The organism is Azoarcus sp. PA01 (genome assembly GCA_001274695.2).
Taxonomy (GTDB): Bacteria; Pseudomonadota; Gammaproteobacteria; order Burkholderiales; family Rhodocyclaceae; genus Aromatoleum.
In genome coordinates this window covers 128,508-142,945 of sequence record LARU01000005.1, presented here as the reverse complement: position 1 = coordinate 142,945, position 14,438 = coordinate 128,508, and the positions used below count along the sequence as shown (strand labels likewise).

The 14,438-nt window shown below is 63.1% G+C and carries 5 protein-coding genes and 1 other annotated feature; of the genes, 4 read left to right on the top strand and 1 reads right to left on the bottom strand.

Annotated features, from left to right (window positions below):
- Positions 1-3: 3 nt before the first annotated feature.
- Together PA01_19920 and PA01_19915 are read left to right on the top strand one after the other, a co-directional pair.
- Entirely contained in the window at positions 4-1,170 is a 1,167-nt protein-coding gene (locus PA01_19920) for an IS91 family transposase (GenBank protein ID KAI5911893.1), read from the top strand.
- Positions 1,171-1,727: 557 nt separating this feature from the next.
- Positions 1,728-5,999, top strand: a complete 4,272-nt coding sequence (locus PA01_19915; GenBank protein KAI5911892.1) for a DUF3883 domain-containing protein — start codon at positions 1,728-1,730, stop codon at positions 5,997-5,999.
- An 813-nt stretch (positions 6,000-6,812) separates the two neighbouring features.
- Here PA01_19915 and PA01_19910 read toward each other — a convergent pair.
- Positions 6,813-8,009 carry an IS256 family transposase gene (locus PA01_19910; GenBank protein ID KAI5911891.1) on the bottom strand — a complete coding sequence of 399 codons (1,197 nt, stop codon included), beginning with the start codon at positions 8,007-8,009 and terminating at the stop codon, positions 6,813-6,815.
- Between the two features lie 267 nt (positions 8,010-8,276).
- Between PA01_19910 and PA01_19905 the strand changes: the two genes are divergently transcribed.
- Together PA01_19905 and PA01_19900 are read left to right on the top strand one after the other, a co-directional pair.
- Positions 8,277-9,499, top strand: a protein-coding gene (locus tag PA01_19905) for an IS3 family transposase (protein KAI5911890.1) whose coding sequence is annotated in 2 segments (ribosomal slippage) — positions 8,277-8,559 and positions 8,559-9,499 — 1,224 coding nt in all. Because the reading frame shifts where the segments join, the coding sequence is not laid out codon by codon here.
- Positions 8,555-8,671: a sequence feature (AL1L pseudoknot), on the top strand. It overlaps the preceding gene by 117 nt.
- A gap of 1,066 nt (positions 9,500-10,565) precedes the next feature.
- A complete protein-coding gene (locus PA01_19900; GenBank protein ID KAI5911889.1) occupies positions 10,566-14,423 on the top strand; it encodes a DUF3427 domain-containing protein in 3,858 nt (1,285 codons plus the stop codon).
- Positions 14,424-14,438 lie beyond the last annotated feature (15 nt).

Here is a 14,438-nt window from a genome sequence, read left to right as displayed (position 1 = left end):
GCCATGGGGCGGCCTGCCCTGGAGGTCGCCGACATCTTCCGCACCCATGGCCCCGCGTGGCGAGCAAAGCAGTCAGGCCACCTGAGCCTCGGTCAGCTCAAGGTCATGTCGGCCATCGAACAGTGCCGTACCGCGGCGCTGGGCGGACACGCATTGCGTTGCAATGCCTGCGGGCATGAGGAGATCAGCTACAACTCCTGCCGCAATCGACATTGCCCCAAGTGCCAGGCGCGTGCCGCGCAGCGCTGGCTCGAGGCCCGACAGGCCGATCTGCTGCCCGTCGAGTACTACCACATCGTCTTCACGCTGCCCGAACCGATCAGCGCCATCGCCTACACCAACAAGGCGGTGATCTACCGGCTGTTGTTCGACGTCGCAGCGGAAACGCTGACGACGATCGCCGCCGATCCGAAACACCTCGGCGTCCAGATCGGCGCCACCTTGATCCTGCACACCTGGGGTTCGGCATTGACGCATCATCCCCACGTGCATGGCATCGTCCCCGGCGGTGGAATTTCTCCAGACGGCAAACGCTGGGTCGCTTGCCGGCGCGGGTTCTTCCTGCCGGTGCGCGTGCTGTCGCGCTTGTTCCGTCGGCGCTTCATCGAGGAACTCGAGAAGCTCTATCGCGCCGGCCAGCTGCAATTCTTCGGCGAGCACGCGCCCCTGGCCGATGCCGGCGCGTTCGGCCGGTGGTTGGTGCCGCTGAAGAGGTGCGAGTGGGTGGTGTATGCCAAGCGTCCGTTCGCCGGTCCCGAGGCCGTATTGGCCTACCTCTCCCGCTACACCCACCGGGTGGCCATCTCGAACCGCCGATTGGTGGCGATGGATGAGCACGGCGTGTCCTTCCGCTGGAAGGACTACCGCGCCAAGGGGCGTACCCGCCACAAGACGATGACGCTTGCCGCCGATGAGTTCATGCGGCGCTTCCTGCTGCATGTGTTGCCAACGGGTTTCCACCGCATCCGTCACTACGGACTGCTGGCCAATGCCGGGCGACAGCAGAATCTGGCCACGGCGCGTGCCTTGCTCGATGTGCCTCGACCCGAACCGATCGACAACGAAAGCGCCGTCACGCCACCGCCAACCTTCGTCTGTCGCTGCTGCGGCAGCGCCATGCTGGTCGTCGAGATCATCATGCGTCGACAGCCGATTCGCGCACCACCATGATGCACCGCCTGCAGCTCTTTCGTCACACGACAGCATCGGCGCCCGAGTTCCCGGCGCCGGCAGCGGCCGGCTGTTGTTCGATGCCTTCTCGCCAGCATTCGCCGCTTCCGGCACGCGCGATCGTGGCGCCAATGACCGCCGTCGGTGTCGAGCTGTGCGTGGCCGACGGTTCGATGCGCCAATCACCGGCCATCCCGGGAACAGCGACTGACTTCAAATTCCCATAGGTCGCGCCCTGCCCAAACCGCGCGGCAGCATTCCGCGGTTTCGTCCCTGGAGGTTTATTCAACGTCTGCCCGCAGGCGCTCTCGCGTCATCCAGCCTCGGCACGTGGAGGGCAGACGTCAAACAAACCTAAACCTAAGGCGACATTGCCGCATTGATTTGTTAGCGGCAGCAACGCACCTATTTGCGGACGCTGAACTAGGGATCGCTCACCTGCGTAATCGCTCAGCCTCGGCCTCTCGCTCAACAAAAAGCAAACCTTCGTGCGTCGTTGCGCGTGTATGACGTGCGCGCTACGATGCTGCCATCATCCTAGCGGCGCGGTGCGAAGTTTGGACAAGAATTTAGCAACAGAGGAATTAGAGCGGCCGGGTGGAACGACTGAGGTCACACCCCCAAGCCGATCTGCTCGGAATCGTGGAAAGGCCTGCATCCTCCCCCCTTCCGTCAAAGAGCCCGACTATGCGCCGCCCGACTTCAGCGGCAGCCGGCGAACCAGGATCGGCTCTAGCTTCATCGAGCAGTTTGTCGCGGGACATGATGCGAGCGACGTACTGCGCGAGCTCGTCCAGAACGAATATGATGGCGGCGGCGAGACGCTGACGCTCACCTTCGGGAGCAGCTCGCTTGAGGTAGCCGGCACGGGCCGAAACATTGACCGCAACGGATGGGAACGGCTCTCGGTGATCGTCGGCACCGGCAATGTGATGGGCAGCCGGCAAGCAGAGGTGGTGGCGCCGAAAGAAAACGGCATTGGTTCGAAGAATTTCGGCCTGCGCTCGCTCTTCCGCTTTGGTGACGAAATCCACGTGCGCTCCGGCGGGCAGGTCGCGCTGCTCGATCTTCAGACCCAGGAAACGGGGCGCGAGCGCGACCCGGCGTGGCGGGGCGAGAAGGGTGTTCGTGTCTACGTGCAGTACCGGCAGAAATCGACCGAGAGGCTTGAGGCCTTCACCGTCGAGCGCGAGGAGCATGCCATCAGATTGATGGCGGCGGGAATGCCGGATACGCTAGTAAAGCTGGCGCTCAGCGGCAAGAAGCGCGGCCTGCGCGAGGTGAATATCCGCTCGATTCGCACGGGCCGGATGCTGCGCTGGAGGCAGGACGCGAAGCCCGAACACTGCCGTGCCCCGGGCGTCACCATGGTGGCGCGGAGCGGGAGACTCATCGATGGCGACGACAGGGGCGTGCCGTTCCAGGAGGAGGAATTCTTCCGGTCGATCGAGATCCCGGCCGATCATGCCGCACGCCGCTTCCCTGCCTATTACAAGCTGCCCGGCGGGCGGCTAAAGATCGCGGTCTCCGTCCCGATCGCACGTCGGCGCATCGATCTCGCCCAGCACGGTTATTTCTACTATCCGCTGAAGACGCCTTCCTCCCGCACTGGTTGCGTCGTCAGCGTCAGCGCGCCGTTCGAACTCAATACCGATCGTAGCGGGATCAACGACCACGTCTGGAACGACTGGCTCATCGATCAGGCCGTAGATCTGACCGTCGATCTGCTCAAGGCCGACTGGTTCGGCCGATATGGTGCCGACTCCTTCAAGGCGCTTTTCGGCGACGGCGCCGCGAGCCCAGCTCACTTCGTGACCAAGGTCGCCGAACGGCTCGCAAAGGACGCCTGCTGGCCCACGCAGGGAAAGGGCGAGGACCACTTCGCTTCAGCAAGCGAGATCGTGCTGCCGACGGAAGAACAGTATGCCGGATTCCTCAGTGACAAGCGCTATCTCGATCCGGCCCTCGCCGCCGACAAAGCGCTATGCGATCTGGTCGCCGAGTGCGGCGCCAAGCGGTTCACTGCCTCCTCGCTGGTCCGATTGCGATGCGCGGGCAAGGATGAGGACGGTCTTGAGACCAAGGTCGGCGACGGCGCCAACTTCCATTTCACGGACTTCAGCCGCGCCCTCGCCGGTATCGACATGCAGAAGCGCCTCGCCGCTGCGCTGTCGGCCTATCCGCGCCGCCTGACCAAGCAGCATAAGGCCGATCTCGGCAACACGTCCTCCACTCTGAGCGCATCCGGCGAGCTCAGACCCGCCACCCAACTCATGATCGTGGATCCCGATCTCTGGGCCGACTGTCCAGAGCCGGAGGCCAACAGGCTGCATCCGGAGCTCGTTCCCTTCAAAGCGATTTCTAGCCACTGCCGGACATTCAACGAGGAGCAATGGCTGATCGACGCTGCCGAGCGCGCGGCCACGGCCGCCCCCGATGATCGGGAGCGCGAAATCCTTTACCGAAAGCTGTTGACGCGAAAGACACCGATCAGCCGGCGCGCCCTGACGGCGCTGCGCAACAATCCGGTGGTCAAGAACCAGCGAGACCAGTGGGTCGTCCCGAGCGCCATGGTGCATCTTAAGAAACCGCTCGCCCGCCTGCTCGACCCGGCCATCGACGCGCCGTCGAAGGAGATGTTGAACGCGCCCGATCTGATGGGACGCCTGCGGATCCGGAACACCCTGAACGGCTCGGATCTCGTGCGCTACGCTCGCGGCCTCGCCGATCGACCCGAGATGGCGGAGCGGTTTGAAAAGCTCCTCACCGAGAATCTGAAGTTGCTGCGCCCTGCAGAAATCGACGAATTGCGGGCAATCCCCTGCATCAAGGCACGGTCAGGTCGGCTTGTCACCCCGGCCATGCTGCATCTCGACACAACAACCAATCGGTTATGCATTGGCGACGATGACCGGGTTGTCGGCGGGACCAACGATCTTCTCTATCGTAAGCTGAAACTCAAGATCGCGCCCGATTCCGAGACCCTTCTCGATATCATCAAGCGCGGTCGGGTAGAGTGCAGAGCGCCTAATCGGCCAGATCTGCTCTATCCCACGCTCGTGGAGGCGATCGGGCGCGAGCGTCGCGCCAAGTCCGAGATTGTCAAGATGCCGATCTGCTGGGTACAAGACGGATACTATGCGCCCTCGGAAATCCTCGTCGGACCTCGGACGGCAGCACCGTTAGCCGAGGCGATCCCGCTCTACCGCTATTCCGATGAAGTCGGCCGCGCCTATCAAGAGCTTGGCGCGCCGGCCCAATCGACCGATGGCCATTGGGCGCACTTCTTCCGGCACGTGGGGACCGATTGGGCAAAGGACACGCCGCTCGACACCCGTCGCCGGCGCATCCTACTCGAAGCCTACAGCGCGCGCCGAAGCTTCGGACTGCCGCAGGGGCTCGAGGATGTTCGCTGCTTAATCGACGATCGAGCGCGGCTCTTCACGCTTGGCGAATTGCGTGCCGGAAAGCTCGTCGAACCTGACTTTCAGGCGCTCGAAGAGGCGCTTCGCAACGCAAATAGCGGGATCGGGGTTATCGAACGGTCTGAGCAGGCTCGCGCATTTTTCGTCGGTCTCGGCATCCGCCCACTGTCTGCGATCGCGGGCACGAGTGCGCCGGTGCTCGGTCTCTTGGGGCGACCGCCATTCTGGTACAAGCCCAAGCAGAGCGAGCGGGTCCTTGCCATGCTGCGCCGGCCGCTTTTTGCGCAAGCACTGTATGAGATCGCATACCGGAACCGACATGGCCATCCGGGCTTCGAGCCTTCGGATCTGGCAACGATCGAAGCGCGCCTTGCCGCCGTCCGCGAAATTGCCTTCTTCCAGAGTATGGAGCGGCGATACAGCGTAGGTGGCGCGAGTGTTCTCGTCCCCGCACAGGTCGCCGTCAGCAGAGAACGGATTGGCGTCATTCCCCCGAAGACCAAGAACAGCTTTCAGTTGCTGCTCGCTGAAGCGCTTGCCGAGATCGCGGGAGCGACTAGCGTGGCGACGATGCGCAGCATTGCCAACGCCTTCCTTCCGCTTCTCCTCTGCGGCACTCATGAGGAGCTCACGGAATACCTCGATCGGATGGGCATTCCTCATGGCCGCCAATGGGCGGACGAGGAAGAAGACAGCATCGATCTCGACAACGATGACGATAGTGACGATGATGCCGAGGAACTTGCATTGCGCCAAGTCTTCGACAATCTCGACACGGGCGGCTCTACGAACGCGGAGGCAGTCGGCCCCGTCGATCTGGCGCCGCCGCTCTCAACCAATCCGCCGCCACCGCCCCCGCTCTTTGAACTGCCAAACCTCGATGATGTTTCGCTGACCGTCGCATCGAAGAAGGGCACAGAGATCGAGCCACGCGGCCCCTCGGGCCGCGGTGGGAGCCGATCGTCCAGGGGCTGGCTTCCACCGACGCCTGCCGAAATCGAGCGCGCTAGCCTCTTAGGTCGGCGCGGCGAAGAACTCATCTATCGCATGGAGCTACAGAAAGTGCACGATATGGGTTATGCAGAGCCCGAACGCTACGTCATTTGGACCTCGCGTGAAGAACCCGGTGCCGACCACGACATCCGCTCGATCGACGCACATGGGCGACCACGTTGGATCGAAGTAAAGTCAACTACGGGCGTCGATGGCCGATTCGACTGGCCGCGCAAGGAGTTCGAAAAGGCGTTACGCGAGCGCGCTCGCTACGAATTGTGGCGCGTCTATCGCGTCGTCGGCCACGCACCAGTTGCAAAGTGCTTCCCCAATCCGGCACGCATGCTTGGCACGCGCCAGATCACCCTCGAGCTCGGCATGTTGCGCGCCAACATTGAGAAGCTGGACTGAGGCTTTCAGGATGAGATATGAATAGGCGTTTCGGTAGCCGCCGGGTTCCGGCTCGAATCAGCAGCTGTCTTCCTTAACTACGCATCAAGGTCTCGGTCTAGTCCGACTCCGGCCCGCTTTTTCTACCATGGTTTTAGTCCCAGTAATCCTAGCCCATGACTGCTACGACGTTCACTGTGGGCGTTCCGCTTCAAGCTGGCAATGACCAACTGGCCGTTACCGGCAGTCCCGACGGTACTGTCTGAGTTGCGCCATACTCGTCGCACCGGTCCCGAGGCGCGTCTGCCCAGATCCACCCAGCGCGCCGCATGGCACCAGCGCACCTACAACGTCCAGCGCGGATCCCCTGCAATCTCACGACACCGTTCATCGTTCATCATACCGACGACATAGCAGGGCGCGCTGCACGGACCATTGCCCGTGGCATACTTCCATATGACGTCCTTCGCTACCATAAGGAGACTAGCCGCGTCATGACTGAACGCCCCCAAAAGAAGCCACGACAGCAACCAGCGCTGTGCTTCAAGACTGGCGAGGACATCCGCAGCTTTCGGAAAAAGCACGCGATGAACCAGTCGGAGTTCTGGAGCCGTGTCGGCGTCACGCAAAGCGGTGGTTCTCGCTATGAGTCCGGGCGCAACGTCCCGAGGCCTGTGCAAATTCTGCTGCACCTGACATACGGGAAGGACAAGCAATCCGCCGATATGTACGCGTGGCTTCGCGGCCAGGGGGATCGTGTCCCGGGGCGTGGTGTAAGAATCGTCAGCAGAAGCGGTCGGCGGGTCATCGTCTCCGGTTTGGCAGGAGCCCGTGTCAGGCTGCGACCGCAGGCAGGCTGACGTTGGAATTGTCACCAACTTCGGCGAGCGTTTCCAGCGTCATGTAACGGCGCTGCAGGGCCCATTCGTCGTTCTGCTCGAGCAGCAAGGCCCCTGCCAGACGGTAGATCGAGGCCTCGTTCGGGAAGATGCCAACGACGTCGGTACGGCGCTTGATCTCGCCGTTGAGGCGCTCGAGCGGGTTGGTGCTGTGGATCTTCGTGCGGTGCTCCTTCGGGAAGCTCATGTGTGCCAGCACGTCGTCCTCGGCCTCGTCCATCAGCTTTCCGATCTTCGGAAAGCGCTCGCGTAACTGGTCGGCGACCGTGCGCCATTGGTCACGCGCTGCGCGCTCGGTGGTCTGGGCAAAGATCGTCGCGACCAGGGCGGAGACGACACGGCGTTGCCCGGCCGGCGCATGCACGAGCACGTTGCGCATGAAATGCACCCGGCAGCGCTGCCAACTGGCCGAGATCACCTTGCGCACGGCGGCCTTGAGCCCCTCGTGGGCGTCGGAGATCACCAGCTTGACGCCGCGCAGCCCGCGCCGGGTGAGGCTGCGCAGGAACCCGGTCCAGAACGGCTCGGCCTCAGAGGCGCCGACCTGCATGCCCAGCACCTCGCGTCGTCCATCGGTGTTCGCACCGATGGCGATTATGGCGGCCACCGAGACGATCCGGCCGGCCTCGCGCACCTTCAGGTAAGTGGCGTCGATCCACAGGTAGGGCCAGTCGCCCTCGATCGGGCGTTGCAGGAAGGTCTGCACCCGCTCGTCGATCTCGGCGCACAGGCGCGAGACCTGGCTCTTGGAGATCCCGCTCATGCCCATGGCCTGCACCAGATCATCGACCGAGCGGGTGGAGATGCCCTGCACGTAGGTTTCCTGGATCACCGCCGCGAGCGCTCTCTCGGCGGTACGCCGCGGCTCCAGGAAGGGCGGAAAGTAGCTGCCCGTGCGCAGCTTCGGGATGCGCAGCGCGACCGTGCCGGCACGCGTGTCCCAGTTGCGGTCGCGGTAGCCGTTGCGCGAGTTGGTCCGCTCTTCGCTGCGTTCGCCGTGCGCTGCGCCACAGCGATTGGCCACGTCCAGCTCCATCAGGCGCTGGGCGACGAAGCCGATCATCTCGCGCACGATGTCGTCGGCGCCGGCCTTCTCAAGCAGCTCGGAAAGCTGCATCCTGTCTTGGGTCATCGGGGTCTTCCTCATGGTTCGGTTGAAGTGTCGCGACTCCTACCTTACCGAAGATCTCCGATGACCCGCCGACTTCGCGCCCGCCGTGGTGGCCCTGCAGGGCCACCACGGCAAACACTTCACTCCCTCACGCTGTTACACCACTTCTCGGGACACCGCCCCGGGCAACCCATTCTTAGTTGTCGCAACTGACTCTGCAATCCTAGATGGGCACAATGAATCGCCCCGGGTTTTGCGGAGGCTCCAACTCTTGAGAAGATGGAGCCCATGAAAAAGACAGCGAAGTTCTCCCCCGAGGTCACCGAGCGCGCCGTGCGTATGGTGTGTGAGGCCAAGGGTCAGTACGAATCCCAGTGGGCGGCGATCGTCTCGATCGCGGCAAAGATTGGCTGCACGGCGGAGACACTGCGCCGGTGGGTTCGCCAGCATGAGCGCGACACCGGCCAGCGCGAGGGGCTCACGAACGCCGAGCAGCAACGCATCAGGGAACTCGAGCGCGAGGTCCGCGAGCTGAAGAAGGCCAACGAGATCCTGCGCCTGGCCAGCGCGTATTTCGCGCAGGCGGAGCTCGACCGCCGCAACAAGTGATGAACGGTTTCATCGACACGCACCGCGAGCACTTCGGGGTCGAGCCGATCTGCAAGGTGCTGCAGGTCGCCCCGTCGGCTTATCGACGTGCCGTGGCGCGCCGGCGCGATCCGGCTTTGCGCTGTGCGCGGGCCCGTCGCGACGCGATGCTGGAGGACCACATCGAGCGGATCTGGCAGGCGAATCTGCAGGTGTATGGAGCGCGCAAGGTATGGCGGCAGTTGCGGCGCGAAGGCCTTGAGGTCGCCCGCTGCACGGTTGAGCGGTTGATGCGTGTCAAAGGGCTGCGCGGCGCCATGCGCGGCAAGGTCATGCGGACTACCCGGCCGGATCCTGCTGCTCCTTGTCCGCTCGATCGCGTCAATCGTCAGTTCGCCGCGCAGCGCCCGAACCAGCTCTGGGTTTCCGACTTCACCTATGTCTCGACCTGGCAGGGTTTCGTGTACGTCGCCTTCGTCATCGACGTCTTCGCCCGCTACATCGTAGGTTGGCGCGTCAGCCGGTCCATGCGCACGGAGTTCGTCCTCGATGCGCTGGAACAGTCCCTGTGGGCGCGCCAACCCGAACGTAATGCTTTGATTCATCATAGCGATCGCGGCTCGCAGTACGTCTCGATCCGATACAGCGAGCGACTGGCAGAAGCGGGCATCGAGCCGTCGGTCGGCAGCCGGGGCGACAGCTACGACAACGCGCTCGCCGAAACCATCAACGGGCTCTACAAGGCAGAAGTCATTCACCGGCGTGGGCCCTGGAAAAGCGTCGAAGCGGTCGAGCTGGCCACCCTCGAATGGGTCTCGTGGTTCAACCATCACCGGTTACTTGAGCCGATCGGGTACATTCCCCCAGCCGAAGCCGAGGCAAACTATTACCGCAGCCTTGGCGAGCAGGCGGTCGCCGCCTGACTCACACAAAACGGCCTCCGCGAAACCCGGGGCGATTCACCTTCGCAACCCATTGATTCGTATAGGACGCGTGCGAAACCGCCTTCCGCACGAACAGAGAGTAGAGAGCCCTCTCTGCCTCATTTTTATGTAATTTATGACGAATGTAGGCTTCCAGGTGCGACCGCACCTTTCGCACGCATCGCTGGAACCCGCGCCACGGCTGGCGTTTCGGGCAGATAAGACAAAGCCCGGAGCAAGTCCGGGCTTTGAGGGTATTGGTGGTGCTGGGTTGACTACCGAAGAATCGCTCTTGGGGCAGGTGGGTAATGGCAAGCAATGCTGCGGACGTGCGTCGGTTCTCATCCAGGAATGGCTTCAGACCTGAGTTGCTACCCTTTCCATTACCCTTACTAAAGGGTAATTACCCCTTTTCCCGCCACTTCGCCGCCCGCCCCCGCCCCACACCCGCCCCTTACTTTCGACGTTGCGGGTGGCCTAGTGCTCATGCAATACCCGCCATGCGTAATGCAGCAGACTAACGTGCCAGACACTGGGTTACGCGATAAGAATATTTCTCGGGCAAATCATTTTTCCACGAGTCGAGCAGGGGGAAACTGCCCGCCATGTGCCGATGCCGCGAATTGGGAGCCATACGTTTGGGCAAGGGTTGCGCCAGACCTCGAACTCCAGCCTTCCGGCCTGACGGGGATCCGCATACGCCACGTAATCGGCCCGCTCATCCACCCATGTTTGAACATTGTTGTCGGTCAAGCATTGAAAGCCCAACGATTTCAGGCGCTCCTCAGCAAATGCAAGCTGCTCGCGCGAGCGCGACGGTGACCAAGAATAGCTTCCCTCATCCAGCAACTTCGGCTCCTTACCAGGTGACACACGGTACAGCGTTTCCGTCTTGCGTCTTTGCTATTCGCCCTGCGCGGGCAGCTTCTCCTTCCGGTGAATGCGTACTACCGATCCGATGCGCGGTCACCAGCGCCGACGGTAAGCTGTCGTTACCCGCAGTACATGAGGGAAAGCTCACGAAGTTGTATGGGATACTCGTGACACTCTTCGCTCGCTGCGCCGAATGTCCAACACCCTCGCCTACTACGCCGCAAACGCCGCGCGCTTCTTTGACGATACAGTCGCCGTCGACATGAGCGCACTGCACGCGCGCTTTCTCGCCCACGTCCCCGCCGGTGGCCTGATCCTCGACGCCGGCTGCGGCTCTGGCCGCGACAGCAAGGCTTTCATCGCCGCCGGCTACCGCGTTGCAGCCTTCGACGCCAGCCCGGAGCTCGCCCGCCTCGCCGCCGAACACCTCGGCGGGCCGGTCGCCGTCCGGCGTATCCAGGAAGTGGACGAGCAAGCCCGCTACGATGGCATCTGGGCCTGCGCAAGCCTGCTGCACGTGCGCGAAGCCGAAATCCCCGACGCCCTGCGCCTGCTCTGCCGCGCGCTCAAGCCTGGCGCCACGCTCTATCTTAGCTTCAAGCTCGGCGAGGGCGAGCGCACGCACGAAGGGCGGCACTTCACGGACGCGAACGAGATGCGGCTGCGCGGCTGGATCGCCGAGCAGGCGGAATTAGATGCAGTCGAATGCTGGACGACGGTCGACCAACGCCCCGGGCGTGAAGAACACTGGTTGAACGCGCTCGTGCGTCGTGCGGACGTCGCGAGCCGCAAACTCATCACGGGCGGCACCCCGAATCCCTTTCTGCCGCACCTGTGCGCCGCGATCGCCCAGGCCGACGAAATCGACCTCGCCGTGGCCTTCGTCAAGACCACCGGTCTGCGCCTGCTGCTGCCCGACCTGCATGCTGCGCTCGGCGTGGACGGCGAACGCGCGCGCCCTCCCGCTCGCCTGCGCATCATCACCAGCGATTACCTCGACGTCACCGATCCCGAAGCCCTGCGCCTGCTGATGCTGCTGCAGGAGCAAGGTGCACAAGTGCGCGTCTACGAGTCCGCTGGCAGCAGCTTCCACATGAAGGCCTACCTGTTCGCGCACCTCAAAGGCGACGGCGGACTGCATGGTGCTGCCTTCATCGGCTCCAGCAACATCAGCCGACAGGCACTGAAAGACGGTCTGGAATGGAATTACCGCGTCGATTACCCGGGCGACGACGGATTTTTGGAGGCCCGCGCGCGCTTCGAGGCGCTGTTTCGCGATCCACGCACCGCCTCGCTTAGCGACGCGTGGATCGATCGTTACGAAGCTCGCCGCATACGCGCTGAGCGCGTGGTCGCACCGGGGACCGAAGAGGTCGAAGCGCCACCGACACCCACACCGGTGCAAAGCAGCGCGCTCAAAACCTTGGCCGCCAGTCGTGCCGAAGGCTATCGCCGCGGTCTCGTCGTGCTCGCCACCGGCCTCGGCAAGACTTGGCTCGCCGCCTTCGACGCCGAGCAGACCGGCGCGCGTCGTGTGCTCTTCGTCGCCCATCGCGAGGAAATCCTCAGCCAAGCTGCCGAAACCTTCCTGCGCATTCGTCCGAAGGCGCGCGTCGGCTTCTACATGGGACAGGCACGCGACAGCCAGGTCGACGTGCTGTGCGCCTCGGTGCAAACACTGAGCCGCGCCGAGCATCTCGAGCGCTTTGCGCCGCAGCACTTCGATTACGTCGTCATCGACGAATTTCACCATGCCGCCGCGGCCACCTATCGCCGCCTGCTCACTCACTTCGCGCCGCAGTTCCTGCTCGGCCTCACCGCAACACCGGATCGCAGCGACCAATCGGACATTCTTTCGCTGTGCGACGACAACCTCGTCTACACCTGCAACCTGTTTGACGGCATTACCGCCAAGCTGCTCGCACCGTTCCATTATTTCGGCATCTACGACGAGTCAGTCGACTACCGCGAAATCCCATGGCGCTACGGCCGCTTCGACCCGGAGCAGCTATCGAACAAGCTCGCCACGCTCGCGCGAGCCCGCCATGCGCTCCAGCAATGGCGCGAGCGCGCGCAGCAACGCACGCTCGCGTTCTGCGTATCGATCCGACAGGCCGAATTCATGGCCGAGCAGTTCGGCCGCGCCGGGGTCTCCGCCGCCGCGGTGTACGGCGGCTCCCCGCTGAGCCGCGCCGAAGCGCTCGAGCGCCTCGCCGGCGGCCGTTTGCAGATCATCTTCTCGGTCGACCTCTTCAACGAGGGCGTCGACCTGCCGGCGATCGACACGGTGATGATGCTGCGCCCCACCGAATCCAAAATCCTCTTCCTGCAGCAACTCGGCCGCGGTCTGCGCAAAGCGGATGGAAAAGATAAGCTCGTCGTGCTCGACTTCATCGGCAACCACGTGAGCTTCCTGCACAAGCCACAAGCGCTGACCGGCATTGGCGCCAGTTATCGCCAGCTCGCCGACTTCGCGCGTAAGGTCGAGAAGAACGTGCTTGCTCTACCCGATGGTTGCTTCATCAATTACGACCTGCAACTGATCGACTTCCTGAAGTCGCTCGACACCGACGGCCTCGCCAAAGAATACGAGGCCCTGAAAAACGGTTTCGGCCGTCGGCCGACGCTCGCCGAGTTCTATCGCAGCGGTGCCAACGTCGGCCGCGCGAGGCAGCAGTTCGGCAGCTGGTTCGAACTCGTCGGAGAAATGGGCGACCTCGGCCCGGAGGAAACCGCGGTCGCAGAAAAGCACAAGGCGTTTCTGCGTGAAGTGGAAGTCACCCAGATGACGAAGAGCTTCAAGATGGTGCTACTTGAAGCGCTGCAAGAGCTCGACGGGTGGAGCACTCCACCCGGCCTGCCTGCACTCGCCGAGCGCTCCTGGCAAGTCTTGCAGCGTCGACGCCCCTTGCTCGTGGACCTCTCTGACACATCGACCGATTCAGCAGACGGCATCAGCGAGGCGTGGCAGCGCTACTGGCGAAGGAATCCGGTGAATGCCTGGGTCGGCGGCAATCAAGCCAATGCGAGTGCGAGGTTTTTCAGCATCGTGCAAGAGCGCCTGCAACCTGCTTTCGAGGTCGCCGCGGCAGACCGCGAGACCTTTGCCGCGCTGGTGCAGGAACTCGTCGACTACCGCCTCGCCGCCTACGAGGTCCGCCGCATCACCAGCACGCCGGTGCCCGGCAACGTCGTCCCCTTCCAACGTCCGGCTCCTAAGCGCACCGAACTACCTTACTTCCCGAACCTCAAGATCGCCTGCGGACATTTCCGCACCGGCAGCGCGGACGCCGAAGAGCACCGCAGCCTCGGACACCGCCACGGCCACCTCGACCCCGCCCGCAATTTCATCGCCCGCGCCTCGGGCAACTCCATGAACGGCGGCAAGAACCCCGTCCGAGACGGCGATTACCTGCTACTCGAACTCGTCGGCCCGACAAACGCAGGTTCGATCACCGGCAGCGTCATGGCGATCGAACGCCAAGACGAAGCCGGCGACAACCAGTACTTGCTTCGCGTGGTCACCAAAACGCGTGACGGCAGCTACCTTTTGAAGGCGAACAATCCCGACTACGAGGACCTGCTCGCCACAGACGACATGCGCACGCTGGCGCGCTTCAAGGAGGTCATCGATCCGCTCGAACTCGCGATTGGCGAACCCTTCATGCGCGAGGATATTCCGGCGCTGTTCGGTGAGACCTTCAACCCGGGAAGTTGGAACAGCGGCCATGTCGTGCTGAATGAGAAGAAGGCACACGTCCTACTCGTGACGCTGAACAAGCAAGGCAAGGCCGAAGATCACCGCTACCTCGACCACTGGATCGACGAGCACACCTTTCACTGGCAGAGCCAGAACTCGACAACGCCCGATAGCAAGCGCGGGCGGGAGATCATTGAGCATCGCAAGCTCGGCATTTCACTGCACCTGTTCGTGCGGGAAACGAAACTGGAGGGCGGGAGGGGGGCGCCGTTCATCTATCACGGGGCGGTTGAGTATCAGAGTCACAAGGGGAGTTCGCCGATTAGCGTGGTTTTCGGGGTCAGTGGATGAATGCGAGGGGCCGCT

Coding starts and splice junctions, on each gene's coding strand:
- PA01_19920 (KAI5911893.1), top strand. CDS start 4: ATGGGGCGGCCTGCCCTGGAGGTCGCCGACATCTTCCGCACCCATGGC.
- PA01_19910 (KAI5911891.1), bottom strand. CDS start 8,009: ATGACCCAAGACAGGATGCAGCTTTCCGAGCTGCTTGAGAAGGCCGGC.
- PA01_19900 (KAI5911889.1), top strand. CDS start 10,566: ATGTCCAACACCCTCGCCTACTACGCCGCAAACGCCGCGCGCTTCTTT.